At 73.0% G+C, this 19,041-nt stretch carries 17 protein-coding genes; 8 read left to right on the forward strand and 9 right to left on the reverse strand.

From position 1 onward, the window contains the following. Positions 1–11: 11 nt before the first annotated feature. Both ACYVK7_RS09035 and ACYVK7_RS09040 read left to right on the forward strand, forming a co-directional pair. Positions 12–1,172 carry a Gfo/Idh/MocA family protein gene (locus tag ACYVK7_RS09035; protein WP_460887360.1) on the forward strand — a complete coding sequence of 387 codons (1,161 nt, stop codon included), beginning with the start codon at positions 12–14 and terminating at the stop codon, positions 1,170–1,172. After that, entirely contained in the window at positions 1,169–2,257 is a 1,089-nt protein-coding gene (locus tag ACYVK7_RS09040; RefSeq protein WP_460887361.1) for a Gfo/Idh/MocA family protein, read from the forward strand. Before ACYVK7_RS09035 ends, ACYVK7_RS09040 begins: the two co-directional genes overlap by 4 nt. On the opposite strand, the gene ACYVK7_RS09045 is transcribed toward ACYVK7_RS09040, so the two are convergent. Continuing rightward, entirely contained in the window at positions 2,221–4,848 is a 2,628-nt protein-coding gene (locus ACYVK7_RS09045; protein ID WP_460887362.1) for a hypothetical protein, read from the reverse strand. The genes ACYVK7_RS09040 and ACYVK7_RS09045 overlap by 37 nt on opposite strands. 179 nt (positions 4,849–5,027) lie before the next feature. Between ACYVK7_RS09045 and ACYVK7_RS09050 the strand changes: the two genes are divergently transcribed. From ACYVK7_RS09050 to ACYVK7_RS09065, 4 genes are all read left to right on the forward strand, one after another. Beyond that, positions 5,028–5,921: a LysR family transcriptional regulator gene (locus ACYVK7_RS09050; RefSeq protein ID WP_460887363.1), complete on the forward strand. Its 894-nt coding sequence runs from the start codon at positions 5,028–5,030 to the stop codon at positions 5,919–5,921. A gap of 233 nt (positions 5,922–6,154) precedes the next feature. Continuing rightward, positions 6,155–7,483: an ABC transporter substrate-binding protein gene (locus ACYVK7_RS09055; RefSeq protein ID WP_460887364.1), complete on the forward strand. Its 1,329-nt coding sequence runs from the start codon at positions 6,155–6,157 to the stop codon at positions 7,481–7,483. A 19-nt stretch (positions 7,484–7,502) separates the two neighbouring features. Next, positions 7,503–8,474 carry a carbohydrate ABC transporter permease gene (locus ACYVK7_RS09060; protein WP_460887365.1) on the forward strand — a complete coding sequence of 324 codons (972 nt, stop codon included), beginning with the start codon at positions 7,503–7,505 and terminating at the stop codon, positions 8,472–8,474. Then, positions 8,467–9,315 (forward strand): carbohydrate ABC transporter permease, encoded by an 849-nt coding sequence (locus ACYVK7_RS09065; RefSeq protein WP_460887366.1) that lies wholly within the window; start codon positions 8,467–8,469, stop codon positions 9,313–9,315. The genes ACYVK7_RS09060 and ACYVK7_RS09065 overlap by 8 nt, the downstream gene beginning before the upstream one ends. A 6-nt stretch (positions 9,316–9,321) precedes the next feature. Here ACYVK7_RS09065 and ACYVK7_RS09070 read toward each other — a convergent pair whose 3' ends face one another. The 6 genes from ACYVK7_RS09070 to ACYVK7_RS09095 all read right to left on the reverse strand — a co-directional run bounded on the left by ACYVK7_RS09070 (position 9,322) and on the right by ACYVK7_RS09095 (position 15,318). Next, positions 9,322–10,416, reverse strand: a complete 1,095-nt coding sequence (locus ACYVK7_RS09070; RefSeq protein WP_460887367.1) for a mandelate racemase/muconate lactonizing enzyme family protein — start codon at positions 10,414–10,416, stop codon at positions 9,322–9,324. A 69-nt stretch (positions 10,417–10,485) separates the two neighbouring features. After that, positions 10,486–11,850, reverse strand: a complete 1,365-nt coding sequence (locus tag ACYVK7_RS09075) for a TIGR01777 family oxidoreductase (protein ID WP_460887368.1) — start codon at positions 11,848–11,850, stop codon at positions 10,486–10,488. Beyond that, entirely contained in the window at positions 11,847–12,401 is a 555-nt protein-coding gene (idi, locus tag ACYVK7_RS09080) for an isopentenyl-diphosphate Delta-isomerase (RefSeq protein WP_460887369.1), read from the reverse strand. Before idi ends, ACYVK7_RS09075 begins: the two co-directional genes overlap by 4 nt. 153 nt (positions 12,402–12,554) lie before the next feature. After that, on the reverse strand, positions 12,555–13,685 hold the full coding sequence (locus ACYVK7_RS09085) for an NAD(P)/FAD-dependent oxidoreductase (RefSeq protein WP_460887370.1): 1,131 nt from the start codon (positions 13,683–13,685) through the stop codon (positions 12,555–12,557). Continuing rightward, complete coding sequence (locus ACYVK7_RS09090) at positions 13,682–14,209, reverse strand: isoprenylcysteine carboxyl methyltransferase family protein (RefSeq protein WP_460887371.1); 528 nt, start codon at positions 14,207–14,209, stop codon at positions 13,682–13,684. Before ACYVK7_RS09090 ends, ACYVK7_RS09085 begins: the two co-directional genes overlap by 4 nt. Then, entirely contained in the window at positions 14,209–15,318 is a 1,110-nt protein-coding gene (locus ACYVK7_RS09095; RefSeq protein WP_460887372.1) for a type III polyketide synthase, read from the reverse strand. Before ACYVK7_RS09095 ends, ACYVK7_RS09090 begins: the two co-directional genes overlap by 1 nt. 67 nt (positions 15,319–15,385) lie before the next feature. Between ACYVK7_RS09095 and ACYVK7_RS09100 the strand changes: the two genes are divergently transcribed. Further along, on the forward strand, positions 15,386–16,243 hold the full coding sequence (locus ACYVK7_RS09100; RefSeq protein WP_460887373.1) for a UbiA family prenyltransferase: 858 nt from the start codon (positions 15,386–15,388) through the stop codon (positions 16,241–16,243). A gap of 28 nt (positions 16,244–16,271) precedes the next feature. Here ACYVK7_RS09100 and ACYVK7_RS09105 read toward each other — a convergent pair whose 3' ends face one another. Further along, a complete protein-coding gene (locus ACYVK7_RS09105; protein WP_460887374.1) occupies positions 16,272–16,679 on the reverse strand; it encodes a DUF6766 family protein in 408 nt (135 codons plus the stop codon). A gap of 341 nt (positions 16,680–17,020) precedes the next feature. On the opposite strand from ACYVK7_RS09105, the gene ACYVK7_RS09110 reads away from it, so the two are divergent. Then, complete coding sequence (locus ACYVK7_RS09110) at positions 17,021–17,791, forward strand: hypothetical protein (protein ID WP_460887375.1); 771 nt, start codon at positions 17,021–17,023, stop codon at positions 17,789–17,791. Between the two features lie 45 nt (positions 17,792–17,836). On the opposite strand, the gene ACYVK7_RS09115 is transcribed toward ACYVK7_RS09110, so the two are convergent. Further along, on the reverse strand, positions 17,837–19,033 hold the full coding sequence (locus ACYVK7_RS09115; RefSeq protein WP_460887376.1) for a ThiF family adenylyltransferase: 1,197 nt from the start codon (positions 19,031–19,033) through the stop codon (positions 17,837–17,839). Positions 19,034–19,041: the final 8 nt, after the last annotated feature.

Consider the following 19,041-nt stretch of genomic DNA (forward strand, 5'->3'; position numbering starts at 1 on the left):
GAGGAGCAAGTATGCTGAATGTCGCCCTGGTGGGAACCGGGAACATCTCGAGCTCACATCTGCTGGGCTACCTCCAGTTCCCGGAGCGGTGCCGCGTCGTCGCGCTCTGCGACACCGTGCCGGCCAAGGCGGAGGCGAAGCGGCTCGAGCACGGGCTCGGTGACGACACCGTCGTCGTCTCGTCCCACGAGGCGCTGCTGGGCCGCGACGACATCGATCTGGTGGCCGTGTGCACACCGCCGTCGACGCATGCCCCGATCTCGATCGACCTGCTGCGTGCCGGGATGAACGTCGTGGTCGAGAAGCCCATGGCGCCGTCCCTCGCGGAGTGCGACGCGATGCTCGCCGCGGAGCGCGAGAGCGGCAAGCGGCTGTCGGTGATCGCGCAGAACCGCTTCCGGGACGACATCGCCACGCTCAAGGGCGCACTGGACTCCGGCCTCCTCGGGCCCGTCGCGCACCTCCGGACCGACTCGGCCTGGTGGCGCGGACTGCCCTACTACGACCTGTCGTGGCGCGGCACCTGGCAGTCGGAGGGCGGCGGGCCCACGCTCAACCACGCGATCCACCACATCGATCTCGTGCTGTGGATGCTGGGGGCACCCCAGGCGGTCACCGCGAGCATGACGAACGCCTGGCACGACAACGCCGAGGTCGAGGACCTCTCGGTGGCCCTGCTCCAGTACGACCGCGCCATCGCCCAGCTCACCAGCTCCGTGGTGCACCACGGGCAGCAGCAGGAGATCGTGATCCAGGGCCGGGACGCCTCGGTGGCACAGCCCTGGTCCGTGCACGCGGAGACCACGCAGCCCAACGGGTTCCCCACGGCGGAGGGCAACACCGAGCTCGCCGAGCGGATCGAGGCCGTCGGGAGCGCGCACCCGCCGCTGCCCCACCTGGGCCACGTGGGGCAGATCGACGACCTGCTCGGCGCCCTGGAGACCGGCCGGGCGCCGGCGATCGGCGGCGAGGACGGCCGGCGCACCGTCGAGGTCGTGACCGCGATCTACCAGGCCGCCATCGAGCGCCGGACGGTCGACCTGCCGATCCCGACCGACAGCTCCTACTACACGGGCGAGGGTGTGCTCGGCAACGCGCCCCGCTACTTCGCCAAGGCCCGGTCGGTCGACGACCTCGAGGGCACCATCTCCGTCGGAGGGCAGCAGCGATGAGCACGGCATTCGGCGGCAGCTACTCCCCCGACGCGATCCCGGCACCCGTGGTGGGACCCGGCGAGTTCACGTTCGGCGTGGTCGGCCTCGACCACGGTCACATCTACGGCATGTCCAACGGCCTGATCGGCGCGGGGGCGACCCTCCGGTCGGTGTACGACCCGGACCCGGCCAAGGTGGCGCGGTTCGTGGAGAAGTTCCCCCAGGCGCACGTCGCCCGCAGCGAGGCGGAGGTGCTGGAGGACGACGCGGTCCGCCTGGTCGCCGGCGCCGCCGTGACGTCCGAGCGGGCGGCCCTCGGCCTGCGCGTCATGGCGGCGGGCAAGGACTACTTCACCGACAAGGCGCCCCTGACGACGCTCGAGCAGCTCGCGGCCGCCCGGGAGGCGGTGGCCCGCACCGGGCGCAAGTACGCCGTCTACTACTCGGAGCGCATCCACGTGGAGACCGCCGTGTTCGCGTCCCAGCTCATCGAGTCCGGCGCGATCGGGCGGGTGGTCCAGGTCATGGGCACCGGCCCTCACCGCCTCTCGGCGGGCAACCGTCCGGACTGGTTCTTCGAGAAGGAGAAGTACGGCGGCATCCTGTGCGACATCGGCAGCCACCAGATCGAGCAGATCCTGCACTACACCGGGGCGCGCGACGCGACGGTGGTCCGCAGCCAGATCGCCAACTACGCCAACCCGGACCACCCCGGGCTCGACGACTTCGGCGACGCGATGCTCACCATGGACAACGGCGCCACGGGCTACTTCCGCTGCGACTGGTTCACCCCGGACGGTCTGCAGATGTGGGGTGACGGCCGCACGTTCATCCTCGGTACCGAGGGGTTCATCGAGCAGCGCAAGTACATGAACCTCGGCACGCAGGACGGCCCCGGCCACCTGTACCTGGCCAACGGCGAGGAGGAGACGCACTTCGACGTGCACGGCAAGGTCGGCTACCCGTACTTCGGCCGGCTCGTGCTCGACTGCCTCGAACGCACCGAGAACGCGATGACGCAGGAGCACGCGTTCAAGGCGGCCGAGCTCGCCGTGCGCGCGCAGCTTCAGGCCGTGGACCTGGTGCCAAGACCGTCGCGGTGAGCGGGATGGCGCAGCACGAAGTAGGGCTGGCCGGTCAGCGACTCCCCCAGCCCCGGCACGGTCCAGGCGTCACCGGTCGAGCCGTGGACGGTGAAGTACAGCTGGACCGCGTACGCGGAGTCGGTGTCCACGCCGGGCACCGCGGCACCGTGGTGGTGGCCCTTCGGGGCCATCGCCACGGTGGACCACTGCTCGCCCTGGTGGAGCCGCCGGTAGTGCACGTCGATCGTGCAGTCGACGTCGTCGAGCACCGCCACCTCGACGGGTACCTCGGCGCCCGGCTCGAAGGTCTCCGGAACCGTGCACCGCACCACCGGGCGGTGTCCGCCGGCCGGTTCGGCGACGATCGCCCTGGCGGTCTCGGAGCGGACCGGCGCCGCGTCCAGCTCCGCCTCGAGGTCGGCGAGATCCTGCTCGATCGCAGGCAGCCGGTCGGACCAGTGCCCACGCTCGGACGCGCGGTCACCGAAGGCGAGGTCGGGCACGTAGACGCCGTCGGTCAGCGCGACCACGGAGGAGAACGCGTCGCGAGCCGCCCGGTAGTGCGCGACGGCGTCGGCCAGGTGGCCCGACGCGTGCGTCCGCTCGTACAGCGCGTAGTCGAGGCCCGCCCGCGTCTTGCGGGCGAAGAACGTCCCGAGCGCGGCCAGTACCGCGATGTCGGTCGTCGTCCGCCGGAAGTCCGGCGCGGCCGCGTCGTGGCAGGCCGCGACCGCGGCCGCCAGGTGCCGCTCCGCACCGCGGACCAGGTCCTCCAGCCACCGCGCGACGTCGACGGGCGTGTACCGGCCGCTCGGTCTCCCGGACAGGATCTCGTCGGCGTGCGCGTCGATGGACGCGAAGAGCTCCGGGTCGAACGAGCTCACCGCGCCCAGGGTGCCGGGCTCCGGCGTGTCGAACGCGTAGTGCTCGGAGCGGCCGTGCCGGGCGAGCGGCATGTTGACGTACATCTCCGGCCAGTAGAAGTTGTTCGACGCGCTGGGCCCGTGGAACGTGGTGACCAGGGGCAGTACCCGGCTGGCCGCCCCGATCGCGGCCGCCAGGTCGTCGGCGGCCCGGCCGTACCTGCTGCTCAGGTACCGCAGCCAGGTGGCCGGGCGCGCGTCGGGGTCGTAGAGCAGCCGCCCCCACAGCCGGTAGGTGTAGGCGTACTTGGTCCACGGGTCGCCCTCGATCCGCAGGTCCCGGTCCGCGTACAGCTCGCGCGAGCCGAACGTCCCGGTGGTCTTGCGGCCCAGGAACGTCAGCGGTTCGCAGAGCTCGACGCCCCGCCCGCCGATCTGCGCCGTCGCCCTGGCGATCCCGGCGACCTGCTCGGGGTCGCCCCAGAGCAGCACCCGCTGCGTGCCGGGCCAGATCCGGAACATGAACCCGTAGTCGCGGTCCGCGCGCAGGAAGTCGCCGTACCCGTACCGGGTGAAGCGCCGCTCGTTGCGCGTCACGCCGCTCAGGCCCTCGCGCGGTGGCCGGGCGCTCTCCATGTCCCGTACCGAGGACTGGTGGTAGGGCAGGCCCCAGTGCTCCGCCCAGTACTTGCCGGAGACGACGAGGGGTGCGCCCGTGGCGCGAGCGGCGTCCAGGATCCGGGAGTCGACGCCCTTGGCGTGCATGTCGATCTCGACCGTGCGGTCCACCTCCCGCACGCCGGCGAGCACGGTGCCCCAGAACTCGTGGGCGGGCTCGTGGACCCCGCCCTCGTAGTGCACACGGACGGTCACGCCGTCGATGCCGGGGCAGCTGACCAGGAGCTCCCGCAGGGCCGCCCGGCAGTACGCCGCGTGGTTGTCCGGCGTCAGCCCCGTGACGCGGTAGTGCTGGTGCGGGCTGTCCGGGAAGTCGTACGCGTGGTTCCACAGCCCGAGCTGGAAGTGGATACCGCGCCGGGACGCCTCGTCGCCGATGAACCGCAGGGAGGCGAGGTTGGCCGCGCGCTCGGCGTCGTCCACGACAGCGACGTCGAACCCGGGCACGGCCACCAGGAACGGATAGGCGAACGCCAGATAGCCGTCCCGCACGTCCGGGTCGTGCGAGTAGTTGTACTGCATGCCCAGGGCGAGCTGGAACCGGTTGATCCGGTGCGTGGCCAGGTGCGTCAGGTACGCGCGCCAGAAGTCGCGGTCGTGGAACCAGGAGAGATCCTGGACGTAGCTCGTCAGGGTGCGCAGCACGCTGCGCACCTCCGTGGCCGGCCGGTGCGCGCCGGCGGGCACGGCACGCAGCGCGGCCAGGACGGCCTCGCCGGGTCGGCCGTCCCGCGGCGCCGCCGTGTGCTCGGCGACGTCGGCCAGCTCGAGGACGCCGTAGGTCAGGCCGCGTTCGTCCGCGCCGACGACGACGAGCGCGGCACCGGCGGGCGTGTCGACGTGCGCGATCACGAACGACTCGGGGTCCCGCGGCGGATCGGCCACGAGGGCCGCCGCGTCGCCACCGGTGAGGCCGACCACGACGTGCAGGGCGTCGCCGACGGTCCCCGGGCCGTCCGTCGCCCGGACCTCTCGCGCGGCGAGCACCGTCCTGAGGTGCCCGATCACCCAGGAGCCGGTTCGCGAGCGCAAGAGCTCGTGGTCGCAGGTCAGTCGGATCGCGGCCATGCGGTGGGTCCTCTCGTCGGGCGGTGCCCGGGCCTCGGGCACGCGACGTCGCCGGTGTCTACGGGGCTCCACGGTGGCGCGGCGGACCACGGCTCACAACGGACAACCTTCCACGGCCGGTGTGCAGGATTGCCCAGGACCGTCCGGCGGGCCTGGGCGGGAGAGGTGCGTGCCCCATGATGTCGGCAGACGATCTTCGGTACTTCCTGGCGGTAGCCCAGCGACGGCGGCTCGTGCGGGCGGCGGCACAGCTCGGCGTCGACCACACGACCGTCAGCCGGCGGATCGGCGCACTGGAGCGCGCGGTGGGACAGCGGCTCTTCGACCGCACGGAGCAGGGCTGGGTGCTCACCGACGCGGGCCGCACGCTGCTCACGCCGGCCGAGTCCGTCGACAGCGCCATCGCGCTGGCGGAGGAACGCCTCGGGATCGGCGGGCCCACGCTCTCGGGAACCGTGCGCATCACCTGCCCCGACGGGTTCGGGGCCTTTCTGCTCGCGCCGGCGCTCGGTGCGCTCAACGAGCGGTACCCGGACCTCGTGGTCGAGATGGTGACCGCCACCCAGCACCTCGATCAGGCGGTGCGCGGGTTCGACGTCGCCGTGACCCTCGAGCAGCCGTCGTCGGCGCACTTCACGCACCGCCCCCTGACCGACTACGTCCTGCGGCTGTACGCGACACCGGAGTACCTGGCCGCGCGCCCGCCGGTCGAACGGCTCGAGGACCTCGCCGGGCACGTGGTGATCTTCTACGTCGACCACCTCCTGGACCTGCCGTCGCTGCGCCTGCTCCAGCGGCTGCCGCACCAGCCCAAGCTCCAGTCGACCAATGTCGTGGCGCAGTGGCAGGCCGCGGCGGCCGGCGCGGGCATCGCGCCGCTGCCGCAGTACATCGCGGGCGCCGACCCCCGGCTCGTGCCGGTGCTGCCGGAGCTGGTGTTCCGCAGGCGCTACTGGCTCGCGCTGCCCGCCGAGCACGCGCGGCTGGCGCGGGTGCGCGCCGTCATCGACGTGCTGGCCGACGTCGTCTCGTCCCGGCGAGACGACCTGGTGGGCCGCCCCGGGATCTCCTGAGGCGCGCAGGAGGCTCCTGCGGGGGGCTGTGCAAATCTGCACACGGCCGGGACTTTCTGCGTATTGCCACCCCGCGCACGACGTCGCAACCATGGCAGTCGTCCGGGCACGGGGCAGAGCCGCCCAGGTTCCGTGACGCAGGTCCCCGCCCGCCGCGACCGAGCCGCGACGAGGACCCGGCCGCGACGAGGACAAACCTGCGACGAAGACCAAGCTGCGACGAAGGAGTCGATATGCACAACACGGCTGACACGATGCCGAGGGATCCGCTGTCCCGGCGGAGCTTCCTCGGGCTCGGTGGGATCGTCCTGCTGGGCGGTGGCGTCCTCGCCGGGTGCGCGGGGGGCAACGGCGGGGCCGCCGACGGTGTGATCGAGGGCACCGTGCGGTTCGCCTGGTGGGGCAACGCCGCACGGCAGGAGATCTACACCGAGTTCGCCAAGGGTTTCGAGGCCGTGGAGCCGGGCGTCACCGTCCAGGTGGAGCCGGCGGAGTACTCCGGCTACGTCGACCGCCTGTCCGTGCAGGCCGGCGGGCGCAACCTGCCCGACACCTTCTGGCTGCCCGCGAACCAGGCGGCGAGCTTCGCCGACTCAGGGGTGCTGAAGGACGTGGCCACGCTGCCCGACGGGATCCTCTCGCTGAGCGACATCCCCGCGGCCCAGGTGTCGTCGTGGGAGATCGAGGGCAAGCAGGTGGCTCCCGTCTACAGCCAGTACAGCGTCTGCGTGCAGCTGGACCGGACGGCGTTCGAGGATGCCGGGATCACCGGCCTGCCCGACGACGAGAGCTGGAGCTGGGACGACCTGCACGACCTCGCGAAGGAGTACAGCGACGCGACCGGCGACGACAGCTGGGGCATCTCGAGCCAGGCGTCCTTCTACCAGCACGCCCACATGTGGATCCGGCAGCACGGCGCGGAGGCGTTCCTGGCCGACGGCAGCCTGGGGTTCGACGCCGACCTGCTGGCCGGCTGGTTCGAGTGGTGGCGGCGCGGCATCGACAGCGGTGCAGTCATGCCGACCGAGATCAGCGGGTCGGAGACCCAGTGGACCCAGACGGGACACCGCACGGGGCTCTACCTGGTGCAGCTCAACCAGTACCGCGACAACGCCGACTTCTCGGCGGACCACCAGCTCGAGCTCCTGAAGTACCCGGTCGAGCCGGGTCATCCCGACGACTACCAGTTCCGCTACTACACGCGGATCGCCATCGCGGAGACGACCGCCAACGCCGAGGAGGCCGGCGCGTTCGTCAACTACCTGCTCAACGACCCGAGCGGCGCCGAGATCGTCGGGATCGCCTCGGGGATCCCCGTGAACCCGAAGGTCGTGGACCGCATCCGCGAGGTCGGCGACGACGTCGACAACCAGATCATCGACATGCAGGAGCGGATCGACCAGCAGCCGATGCGCGAGCGTCCCGAGCCGCCGCCGGCGGGCGCCGACTGGCAGCAGCTCATCGAGACCGCCGCCGACAACATCTTCAACGGCGGCCAGCCGATCGACGAGGCCGTGCGGACCGCCATGACCGAGCTGCAGTCGCAGCTCGACCGCGGCTGAGCGAGAGGGGACCGCCCTCGTGTCAGCACCGACCACCGACGTCGTCCGCGACGGCACCTCGTTTGCCGCGCGACCACCCCGGCGCACACCGCGTGGCCGCGGGTCAGGGGCCCGCCGCGGGCGCTTCCGCGACCTCGCGGTCCTCATGGGCCCGTGGACCCTCGGCTTCGTGCTGCTCACCGCGGGACCGCTGCTCGCGGCCGTCTATCTCTCGTTCACGGACTTCAACCTGCTCGGGAGCCCGCAGCCCGTCGGGGCCGACAACTACGTGCGGATGTTCACCGAGGACCCCCGCTTCTACCGGTCGCTCCTGGTGACGGGCACGTACGTCGTCGTGTCCGTGCCGTTGCAGCTAGCCCTGGCTCTGCTGCTCGCACTCGTCCTGGACCGCGGCGTGCGCGGTCTCTCGTACTACCGCGCGCTGTACTACCTGCCCTCGCTGATCGGCGGCAGCGTCGCGGTCGGCATCCTCTGGCGCACCGTGTTCGGCTACGAGGGTGGCTTCAACCAGGTGCTGGGGCTGCTCGGCTTCGAGAACCTGCCGAACTGGGTCGACAACCCGAGCACGAGCATCTGGACCCTGATCGCGCTCAACGTATGGACGTTCGGCTCCCCGATGATCATCTTCCTCGCCGGGCTCCGGCAGATCCCCGTGGAGCTGTACGAGCAGGCGTCGATCGACGGCGCCGGCCCGGTCCGGAAGTTCTTCGGCATCACGCTGCCGATGCTCACGCCGCTCATCTTCTTCAACGTGATCCTGCAGACCATCAACGCGTTCCAGGCATTCACTCCCGCGCACGTCATCAGCGGCGGGACCGGCGGTCCCGCCGACTCGACCATGTTCTACACGCTTTACCTCTACATCGAGGGATTCACCCGGTTCAACATGGGATACGCGTCCGCGCTGGGCTGCTTTCTCCTCGTGCTGATCGGCGTCCTGACCGCCCTGAACTTTCTCTTCTCACGATTCTGGGTCTTCTACAATGACTGAGCCGAAAACATTCCGCGGCGCGCGGCAGGTCAAGCACCTCGCACTCCTGGTCGGCGCGCTCGTCATGCTCTACCCGCTCCTGTGGCTGCTCAAGAGCACCGTCACGCCGGAGGACGAGATCCTGAGCTCCTTCTCCCTCGTCCCGTCGGGGATCACCGGCGAGAACTTCGCGCAGGGCTGGAGCTCGGGTGCCGCGGGCGGCTTCCCGTCCTACGTCGTCAACTCGCTGATCGTCGTCGTCGGGTGCGTGATCGGGAACCTCGTGTCCTGCTCGCTCGCCGCGTACGCGTTCGCCCGCCTCGAGTTCCGGCTCAAGAACACGATGTTCGCGCTCATGCTGGCCGGGATCATGCTGCCGTACCACGTGATCGCCGTACCGCAGTACGTCGAGTTCTCCGAGGCCGGGCTGATCGGCACGTTCTGGCCTCTGGTCCTGCCCAAGCTGCTCGCGACCGACGCGTTCTTCATCTTTCTCATGGTGCAGTTCCTGCGCGGCCTGCCCAAGGAGCTCGACGAGGCCGCGGCCCTCGACGGTGCCAGTCCCTTGCGGACGTTCGTGAGCGTGATCCTGCCGCTCATGCGCCCCGCGCTCATCACCACGACGATCTTCACGTTCATCTGGAACTGGAACGACTTCTTCTCACCGCTGATCTATCTCACGGACCCGACGCAGTACACCGTCCCCATCGGGCTGAACTCCCTCGTGAGCACGGAGTCCGGAGCCGGCCTGGGCCCGCTCTTCGCGATGTCGGTGGTGTCGCTGGTCCCGGTGGTGGCGTTCTTCATCTTCACGCAGCGGTACATCATCCGCGGCATCGCCACGACGGGGCTGAAGGGCTGACCCCGGCTACCGCCGTCGCGAGGTCGTGACGGTCGCGTCGCGGAGGAACGCCGGGTCCAGCTCGACGCCCCAGCCGGGCCCCGTGGGCAGGGCGACGTGACCGTCGTGGACCTCCGGCACCGGCCCGTACAGGTGCCGGGTCCACGGCGTGTCCTCGATGCTCCACTCCTGGCGCTGGAAGCACGCGGGCGCGGCAGCGGCAAGGTGCAGCGAGAAGACCTGGAGCAACGAGTCGTTCGCGCAGTGCGGCGTGCACGGCAGCCCCACCGCCTCGGCCAGCACGGCGACCTTCCGCGCCCGGGAGACGCCCCCGACGTAGCCGATGTCGGGCTGGACGATGTCGACGGCCCCCGTGCTCAGGAGCCGGTGGAACTGCGGCAGCAGGGTGTCCTGCTCACCGCCGGACACCGGGATGTCGAGCGCGGCGGTGACGCGGACCAGCTGTTCGACGTCACCGAAGGGCACCGGCTCCTCGAAGTGGAAGTACCCGTGCTCCTCCAGCAGGCGCCCTACCTGGACGGCGCGCCCCGGAGAGTAGCCGCCGTTCGCGTCGGCGCTGATCGCCACGTCCGGGCCCAGCACCTGACGCATGAGCGGGACGAGCCGCTCCGTGCGGCCGGGCGCCGCGTCGGCGTCGCGCCCCATCGGGTCGCCGACGCGGACCTTCACCCCGCCGAACCCGTGCGCGTCGACCAGGGCCGCCAGGCGGTCGGCCTCCTCGGCGGGCGACGTCGAGCGCAGCATGCTCGACGCGTACACGGGCACCGTCGACCGCGCCTGCCCGCCGAGGAGCTTGTAGACGGGCACCCCGGCCGACCGGCCGAGGATGTCCCAGCACGCCGTGTCGACCCCCGCGAGCGCCCGGAGGATGAAGCTCGACGGGAACTTGTACGTCTCGCGCAGGCAGTCGTCGACCACGGCCTCCACGTCCCAGGGGTCACGGCCGAGGAAGAACCGGGCCACGACGGCGTGCAGCACGTGCGCCGTCGTCTCTGCCTGGTACGGGGCGCTCTGGCCGATGCCCACCCCGCCGTCGTCCGTCCGGACCCGTACGACGACGACGTCGCCCCGGACCAGCGACTCGATCGACTCGATCCGCACGCACCCTCCCGAGCTGATCTTCCGCAGTGTGGAAACTGCACTCTGCCAGGCGATATTCAATCGATCCGGTCAGCCGGCGTCAACCACCTTGCGGCGCTCCCTGCCCAGCAGGTGTCGCAGGGCCGGCTCCAGGGTCGGGTGCCTGAACCGGTGCCCGGCCGCGAGCAGGGCCGCGGGGAACACGTGCTGGCTGGCCTCGGCGAGCTCGCTCGCGCCCGCTCGGCCCAGCAGGAGCCGCGGCCCCTGGTTCGGCACGGGCAGGACGGCCGGGCGGCGCAGCACGCCCGCCAGGGTCGCGGCGTACTCGGCGTTGCGGACCGCCGCGGGCGCGACGGCGTTGACGGGCCCGGTCAGCGCGCCGTCGTAGAGCGCACGGTGGTAGACGTCGACCAGGTCGTCGATGCCGATCCAGGACTGCCACGCCTCGCCGTCGCCGAGCCGGCCGCCCAGCCCTGCGGAGAACAGCGGACGAAAGACGCGGAGCGTGCCGCCGCGGGGCGACTGCACGAGCCCGGTGCGCACGGTGACCACCCGGAGCCCGGCCCGGGCCGCGGCGTCGGACGCGTGCTCCCAGTCGGCGACGACGTCGGCGAGGAAGCCCTCGCCCCGCGCGCTGGTCTCGTCGAGCACCTCGTCGCCGCGGTCGGGGCCGTACCAGCCGATCGCCGAGGCGCAGACGAACACCCGCGGCCCGTCGGCGGTGCGTGCCGCCAGGTCGGCGAGCGCCCGGGTCGGGCCGATCCGGGAGCCGCGGACGGCTGCGCGGTGCGCCGGCGTGAACCGGCCGGCGATCGAGGCGCCGGCGAGGTGCACCACCGCGTCGACGCCGCGCAGCAGGTCGTCCGCGGGGGCGTGCGGGTCCCAGTGCCGCTCGTCGGGCCCGTGCGGCCGCCCGCGCACGAGCCGCACCACGCGGTGGCCCGCCGTCGTCAGGAACGGTGCCAGCGCGCCGCCGACGAGCCCGCCGCTGCCCGTCATCGCGACGACCATCGGCCGGTCGCCGCTGTTCCGGGCGGTCGCCTGGGCCGCGAGGTCCAGGCCGAGCTGGCGCTGCCGGTAGGCGAACATGGACTCCAGCACGGCCCGCGGGACGTTGGTCTCCACCCGGTCGGTGACGCGCGTGAAGGACCCCTCGTCGTGGAACTCGTGCGTGTGCCGCCACCGGACGCCCCAGCGCAGCGGCGCGGAGACCAGCTCGTCGACGAACCGTTCGGGCGGCACATGGCCGCGGTGGCGGGCGGCCCAGCGCAGCCCCAGCGGGAAGCCGAGCACGGCCTCGCCGTCGGCCAGGGACGCCGCCTCCCGGACGACCCGCACGGGCAGCCACGGCGGGGTCAGCCGCGTGACCGCGCCGGGCCGCTGGTGCCAGGCGAACACCTCGGACCGGGGCAGGCCGACCACGCTCGACCAGGTGTGGGGCGTGCGCGGGGTCATGGGACGTCGCGGCCGGCGCCGGTGCCTGGCGGAGCGTAGAGCTCCAGCTCCCGCGCCTGGCTCACGAACCATGGGGAGAACGCCCAGGGCGTGGCGCGGAGCGCGTCGCCCAGCGCGGCGGGGTCGGCCCACCGGGCCTCCATGACCTCGTCGGGGTGGGGCCGCGGTTCCTCGTCGGTCACGGCCAGGTACACGGGGCACACCTCGTTCTCCACGACTCCGCTCGCGTCGGTGGCGCGGTACCGGAAGCCGGGGAGCACGGAGCGGATCCCGCTCAGCGTCAGACCCAGCTCGTCCTGCGCGCGGCGCACGACGGCGGCCTCCATCGGCTCGTCCGGCTGCGGATGGCCGCAGACGGAGTTGGTCCAGACGCCCGGCCAGGTGCGCTTGCCCAGGGCGCGCCGGGTGACCAGCACCTCCCCCGCGGAGTTCAGCACGTGGCACGAGAAGGCCAGGTGCAGCGGGGTGCTCTCCGTGTGCACGAGGTGCTTGAGCTCCGAGCCGATCGGCGTGCGGTCCTCGTCCAGCAGGACGACTCGTTCCGTTGCCACTGTTCCTCCTCGTCGATTTAACTAGCCTGGCTATATTCAAGCACAGGATGCATCACGCCAAGCACGGAACCTGCCCGGGCTGCGGCGGGCACGGCTCATCCTGCATGGTTCAGAGCGCTCGCGGTGTCGGATGGGGCACTCCCGCGCAGGAGATCAGCGGGCCAGCCGCTCGACCACGGCACCGTAGAGCCACGGCACGCGCTGCGCCGCGGGCACGATCGCGCCGCGGGCCGGCGTCGACGCCCAGGCCAGCAGGCCCGTGGTGAGCGTGCGGTAGTCCCGGGTCACCGTGCGCCACGCCCGCTCGTACGCGGCGGCGTCGCCCAGGTACCGGACCACCGCGTCCGCCTGCGCGAGCCCCACGCGGACCCCCTCGCCGGTCAGCGCGTCGACGTAGCCGGACGCGTCACCGACGAGCCGCACCCGCCCGGCGGAGCGCCGCAGCGACCGGCGGCGCAACGGGCCCGCGCCGAGCAGCCGGCCGGCCCCCGTCGCGGCCGCGAGCCGTGCGCTCAGCTCCGGGAACTGGGTGCGCAGCAGGGCGTCGAACCCAGCGCCGGACACGTCCCGCGGCCCGAGCAGCGCCACCCCGACCACACCTGCGGCGACCGGCGTCACGTAGGCCTCCGCGTGCGGTGACCAGTGCACCTCCACGAGGTCGCTCCAGGGCGCGACGGCGAAGTGCCTGCGCAGGCCGTACCGGTTGCGCGCCGGCCGTGCGCGGCGCAGCCCCGCACCGGCCTCCAACCCCGCCAGCCGGCGCACCGTGGAGTGCAGGCCGTCGCACCCGAGCACCCAGCCGGCGCGCAGCGTGAACGGGACGGACCCGCCGGCCGCCGGCACCACCTCGACCTCGACGCCCACGGGGTCCTGCCGCAGCGCCGTGACCCTGCCGTGCACGCGCGGCGCCCCGACGGCGGCGGCGCGCTCCCCCAGCGCCTCGTGCAGCACGGTACGCCGAACACCCCGGCCCGGCCCGGCGGCGAACCGGTGGTCGGCGTGCCTGCCGGGTGCCCGGTAGCTGATCCCCGACAGGGGACGGCCCGGCGGATCGGCGCCGAGCGCCTGCACCGCGCGCAGCGCACCCGGGAGCAGGCCCTCGCCGCAGGCCTTGTCGATGACGCCCGTCCGCCGGTCCACGACCAGCACGCCGAGCCCCGCGGCCCGTGCGTGCACCGCCGCGGCGAGCCCGACCGGCCCCGCTCCCACCACCACGACGTCGGCGTCCAGGCCGCTACCGCCGCCACCACCACCGCCGCCACCGCCGGCGGGCACCCCGCTCACCGCGCCTCGCGTGCGGCCGGGCGGAGCGCCCGCTCCTCCGCCGGGATGCGGAAGCGGGCGAGCAGCACCAGGTTCGCCGCGGTGAACACGAGCGCCGTGACCCAGGAGGTGTGCACCAGCGGGAGCGCGACCCCCTCGACCACCACGGCCACGTAGTTGGGGTGCCGCATCCACCGGTACGGGCCCGAGGACACGAGCGGCAGGCCCGGCACCACGATGATGCGGGTGTTCCACCGGTGCCCCAGCGTGGCCACGCACCACCACCGCAGCGCCTGGCTCGCCACCACGAGGACGAGCATCGGCCAGCCGAGCCACGGGAGGAACGGCCGGTCCGCGAGGACCGCCTCGGCGACGCACGCCACCAGCAGCCCGCCGTGCAGCGCCACCATCGCCGGGAAGTGCCCCCGCCCCGACTCCACGCCACCGCGCGCGAACGACCACCGGGCGTTGCGGGTGGATACGACGAGCTCGGCAAGGCGCTCGACCGCCGTGGCCCCTACGAGCGCGACGTAGAGCCCGAGCATCAGCGGCCCTCCAGTCGCAGCAGCACCAGCTCGCAGGACACGCCTGGCCCGAACGCCATGAGCACCGCGAGCGAGCCCGGTGGCGCGTCCGAGCGCGCAAGAGTCCTCGCCAGCACGTCGAGCACCGAGGCGGACGAGAGGTTGCCGGCGGCGGCGAGACTCTCCCGGCTCTCCCGCACGGCGTCCTCCGGCAGCCCGATCGCATCCCGCACGGCGTCGATCACGCGGGGTCCGCCCGCGTGCACCACCCAGGTCGGCACCTCCGACGGGGCGACGCCGTGCTCCGCGAGCAGCTCCTTGACGTCGGCCGCCAGGTGCGCGCGCAGCAGGTCGGGTAGCCCCGCGGAGAGCACTATCGCGAAACCGGTGTCGCGCACCTCCCAGCCCAGCGCGGCGGTGGTGCCCGGGTACAGCCGCGACCGCGTGTCGACCACCCTGGCCGTGCGACGCCGCGGCCCCTCCGCCCCGCCCGGAGCAGCGCCGGCCGACCGCGCCAGCGGATGCAGCGCGCCCACCACGACGGCGGCCGCCGCACCGTCACCGAACAGCCCCGACGCCACCATGTTGGCCGTGGAGTCGTCGCCGTGCTGGAGCGTCAGGGAGCACAACTCGACGGACACCAGGAGCGACACGTCGCGCGGCCGGCCCCGCAGGTGGTCGTGCACGCGAGCCAGCCCGGCGGCGCCGCCGGCACACCCCAGGCCGAACGACGGCGTGCGCCGCACCTCGCCGCGCAGCCCGAGCCGCTCCGCGAGCAGCACGTCCAGCGACGGTGCCGCCACCCCCGTCACCGAGGTGGCGAACACGTGGTCGACGTCCCGCGGCTCCAGCCCCGCGGCGGCCAGCGCCCGCCGCGACGCCTGCTCGGCCAGCACCGCGCCCTCGCGCACGAAGACGGCGTTGGTGGCACCGAGGGAGTGCAGGCCCGCGTACTCCTCGAGCGGCAGCACAAGGTGCCTGTGCCGCACACCCGCGCTCGCGTGCAGACGCCGCAGCAGCGCGCCGCGCGCCGGGTCCGGCGCCACCAGCGGCCCCACGACCTCCGTGATCGCCCCCTGGGCGTACACATGGGTCGGCAGGACCGGCTCGACCGCAACGACGCGCGACATCTCAGCATCGTGTCCCAGGTCCGGTCCGCCCGCGCGGGGAGCCCGCACGACGGCTAGCGTGCCGCCCATGGTCGCCCGTGCCGAAACCCGCAGGCTGGTGCGCGGGCTCGTGCGCGCGAGCCATGCCGCACCCGCTGCGGTCGTGACCGGCCTGGCCGCCGCCCTCGCCGCCGCTCTGGGCTCCGGGACCGGCACCGTGGTACTGGTCACCGTGGCCGTCGGGACCGGCCAGCTCTCCGTCGGGTGGTCCAACGACTGGATCGACGCCGAGCGCGACGCCGCCGTCGGCCGCACCGACAAACCGGTCGTCGCCGGGCTCCTCACCGCACGCACCCTGCGCGAGGCCGCGTTCGTGGCGCTCGCGGTGTGCGTCGCCGCGTCGCTGGCGCTGGGGCCCGCCCCCGGCGTCGCCCACCTCGTGGCCGTGGCCGGCGCGTGGGCGTACAACGCCCGCCTCAAGCAGACCGCCTGGTCGTGGCTGCCCTACGCGGTCTCGTTCCCGCTGCTGGCCGTCACCGTCGTGCTCGCGGCGCCGGGCCCACGCGTCCCGGCCGCCTGGGCGGTGGGTGCGGTGGCGCTCCTCGGCGTCGGCGCACACGTCGCGAACACCCTGCCCGACCTGGAGGACGACGCGTCGACAGGCGTACGGGGGCTGCCCCACCGGCTCGGCCGCCGCGTGTCCGGTGTGCTCGCGCCGTGCCTGCTGGTGGCCGCGGCCGCCGTCGTGGTCACCGGCCCCGCCGGTGCCCCGAACGCCGCGGCCTGGGCCGGCGGGGCCGGCGCCGTCGGCCTGGCGCTCGCCGCCGGCGTCAGCGCCGTCGCCCGGCCCCGCAGCCGTGCCCCGTTCGGCCTCGGTCTGGGGGTCGCGGTGCTGTGCGTGGCCCTGCTGGGCCTGTCCGCCGGCGAGATCGCGGTGGCCCCCTGACCTTCGGTGTCCCGGGCACCCGCCCTGGTCAGGCACCCTTGCCCTCCGCACGGGCCCGCACGTCGTGGTCCATCCGCGTCGGGTCGATCCCCCGGTCCTCCAGGAGGGCGTCGATCTTCGCCTCGACCCGCTCCTCGCCCTCGCGCGACTGCGACGAGCCCCAGAAGTAGAACAGCATCAGGCCCGCTGCCTGCCACACGAGCTGGAGGAACTCCGACTGCCAGTTCTCGAACGTGGAGGACAGGAACTGCGGGTAGAAGTCCGCCCAGGAGAACTGCGCCCCGTGCTGGGTCGCCTCGTTCCGGACCGCGATCGCCTGGAACACGAACTGGCCGATCCACGACACGAGGAAGAACCCGGCGGTCACGATGCCGAAGGAGTAGGCCCGGCTGAACCGAGGACGGGACTTGGCTTCGTCTGCAGAGCTGTCACTCATGGTGGCCTCCCTTCGAGCGGCCGACCCGCGACCGCCCGGCGCCTGAGAGTCCCGCTCCTTGAGGCCCGCGCCGAGGACGTTCATACGACGTCCTTCCTGGTCAGGCTAGGCCGGACAGAGACGGCTCGCACGGTGAACTGCTTCTCCGGCCAGGACCCTGCAGCCGAGCCCGGCCGCCGAGCGCTCTCGGGACGTCGCGGTCCCCCGTCGGATAGCATCGGGTCCGCGAACAGCCGCTCCCTGATCCCACCGGGAACGCGGCACGACGAGATCCCACGCCTTGTGGCGACCGGCGCACAGCCCTGGTCCTGGGCCACGAGGATGCGGGTGAGAGGTACACGATGAGCACGACGGCTGACGCCGAGACCGCCCGGTCATGGCTTGCCCGGGCGAAGGTTCGCCAGATCGGTGACACCACGTGGATCGACGACGACCTCGGCTCGGAGCTGAGCGCCAACGACGTAGCGCTCGACTACTCGAGCTGGGTGTTCGACGACGACGGCCTCGACGTCGCGATGCGTTTTCGCATCGCGTTCGGCCTGGTCGACCTGCTCGACGAGTTCTGGACCACCCAGGAGATGCACTTCCCGTACTGCGGCAGCTCCCGCCAGCAGCCTCCGGCGGAGCTCTGGGCGGGCTACCGGGACCGGCTGGAGGCGCCGCAGGTCAGCGAACGGATCACCCAGTCGCTCTGGTACACCTGGTTCGAGTGCACGGACACGTCCGAGGAGGCCTTCGTCGCCCTGCTGGGCCAGGACGCCGAGCTGCTGGAGGCCGGCCCCGTCGGCGACGAGGGCGGCGACGAGGCCTTCCTCCGCCGTGCGGACCGGGTCCTGACGGCGTCGGGCCCGGTGCGCTGGGGCGTGAAGGCCCGGTCCTACGAGGCCGCGGCCTCGATCGAGCGGCTCCGGCCGGCGGTGTTCCGCGGCCTCCTGAGGAGCTACCACGACTACTTCGGGGACCTCGATCCCGGTCCGGCCCTGACGATCCTCAACCGCCTCGCGCTCCCTCCGGGCACCGAGCACCTCGCCGAGCTCCGCACGGTGCTCGCCGCCGGGCACTCGAGCCACGTCGCGAGCCCGGAGGCATGGGCCGCCGCGCGGGACCGGTAGCCGGGCTCAGTCGCCGGGCTCAGTAGACCGGCTCAGTAGACCGGCTCAGTAGACCGGCACGGTCTCGTCCACGTCGCGCGCCCAGGCCAGGATCCCGCCGGCCACCGACCGGGCGTCGACCTCCGCCTCGCGCAGCCGCCGCGCCACGGCCAGTGATCGGCCCCCGGACTTGCACAGCACGTGCACCGGGCGGCCCGCCGCCCAGGCAGCGACGTCGGCCACCGCCACGGCGGAGTCGTCACCCTCGAAGGCCCCGGACGGAACCACTCTCGCACCGGGCAGGGCCGCGATCTCGACCTCCCACGGCTCGCGCACGTCGAGCACCACCGGCGCGGAGCCGTCCGCGCGCAGCGCGGCCAGCTCCGCCACGGTGACCGTCGCACCGTCCGACGGCGGCAGCCCGCAGAACGCCACGTACGGGTCGGCGTCGCCGGTGCCGGTCAGCAGCTCCGTGACCGGCTCCCTCGCGGGATCGCGGGCCACGGAGAGCTGCCGCCAGGTCAGGGCCAGCGCGTCGTACACGGCGAGCCGCCCGAGCAGGCTCTCGCCGGCCCCGGTGACCAGCTTGATCGCCTCGGTCGCCATGACCGAGCCGACGGTGCCGCACATCGCGCCGAGCACGCCGCCCGCCGCGCAGTCGGGCGAGGCGCCGGGCGGCGGTGGGGCCGGGAACACGTCCCGGTAGGTGACTCCCTCGACACCGGCGGGCGGCGCACCCCAGAACGTGGCCACCTGCCCGGTGAACCGGTAGATCGCGCCCCAGACGCACGGGATGCCCAGCACCTCGGCGGCGTCGGAGACGAGGTAGCGGGTGGCGAAGGCGTCGGTCCCGTCCAGCACCAGGTCGTAGCCGGAGAGCACGTCGAGCACGTTGGCCGTCGTCAGCCGTGCGCGGTGCTCCACCACCTCGACGTGCGGGTTGATCTCGGCGACCGCCGCGCGCGCCGACGCCGTCTTCGCCACACCGACGTCCGAGACCCCGTGGATCACCTGGCGCTGGAGGTTGGACGCCTCGACCACGTCGTCGTCGACGATCCCCAGCGTGCCGACGCCCGCGGCGGCGAGGTAGAGCAGCACCGGGCTGCCGAGCCCACCCGCGCCCACCACCAGCACGCGCGCGTTCGCGAGCCGGCGCTGCCCGTCCGGGCCCACGCCGGGCAGCACGAGGTGCCGGGCGTACCGCGCCAGCTCGTCGCGGCCTAGCTCCCGGCCCGGCTCGACGAGCGGTGGCAGCGCGGTCACAGTTCCAG

This window comes from Promicromonospora xylanilytica (assembly GCF_054782895.1).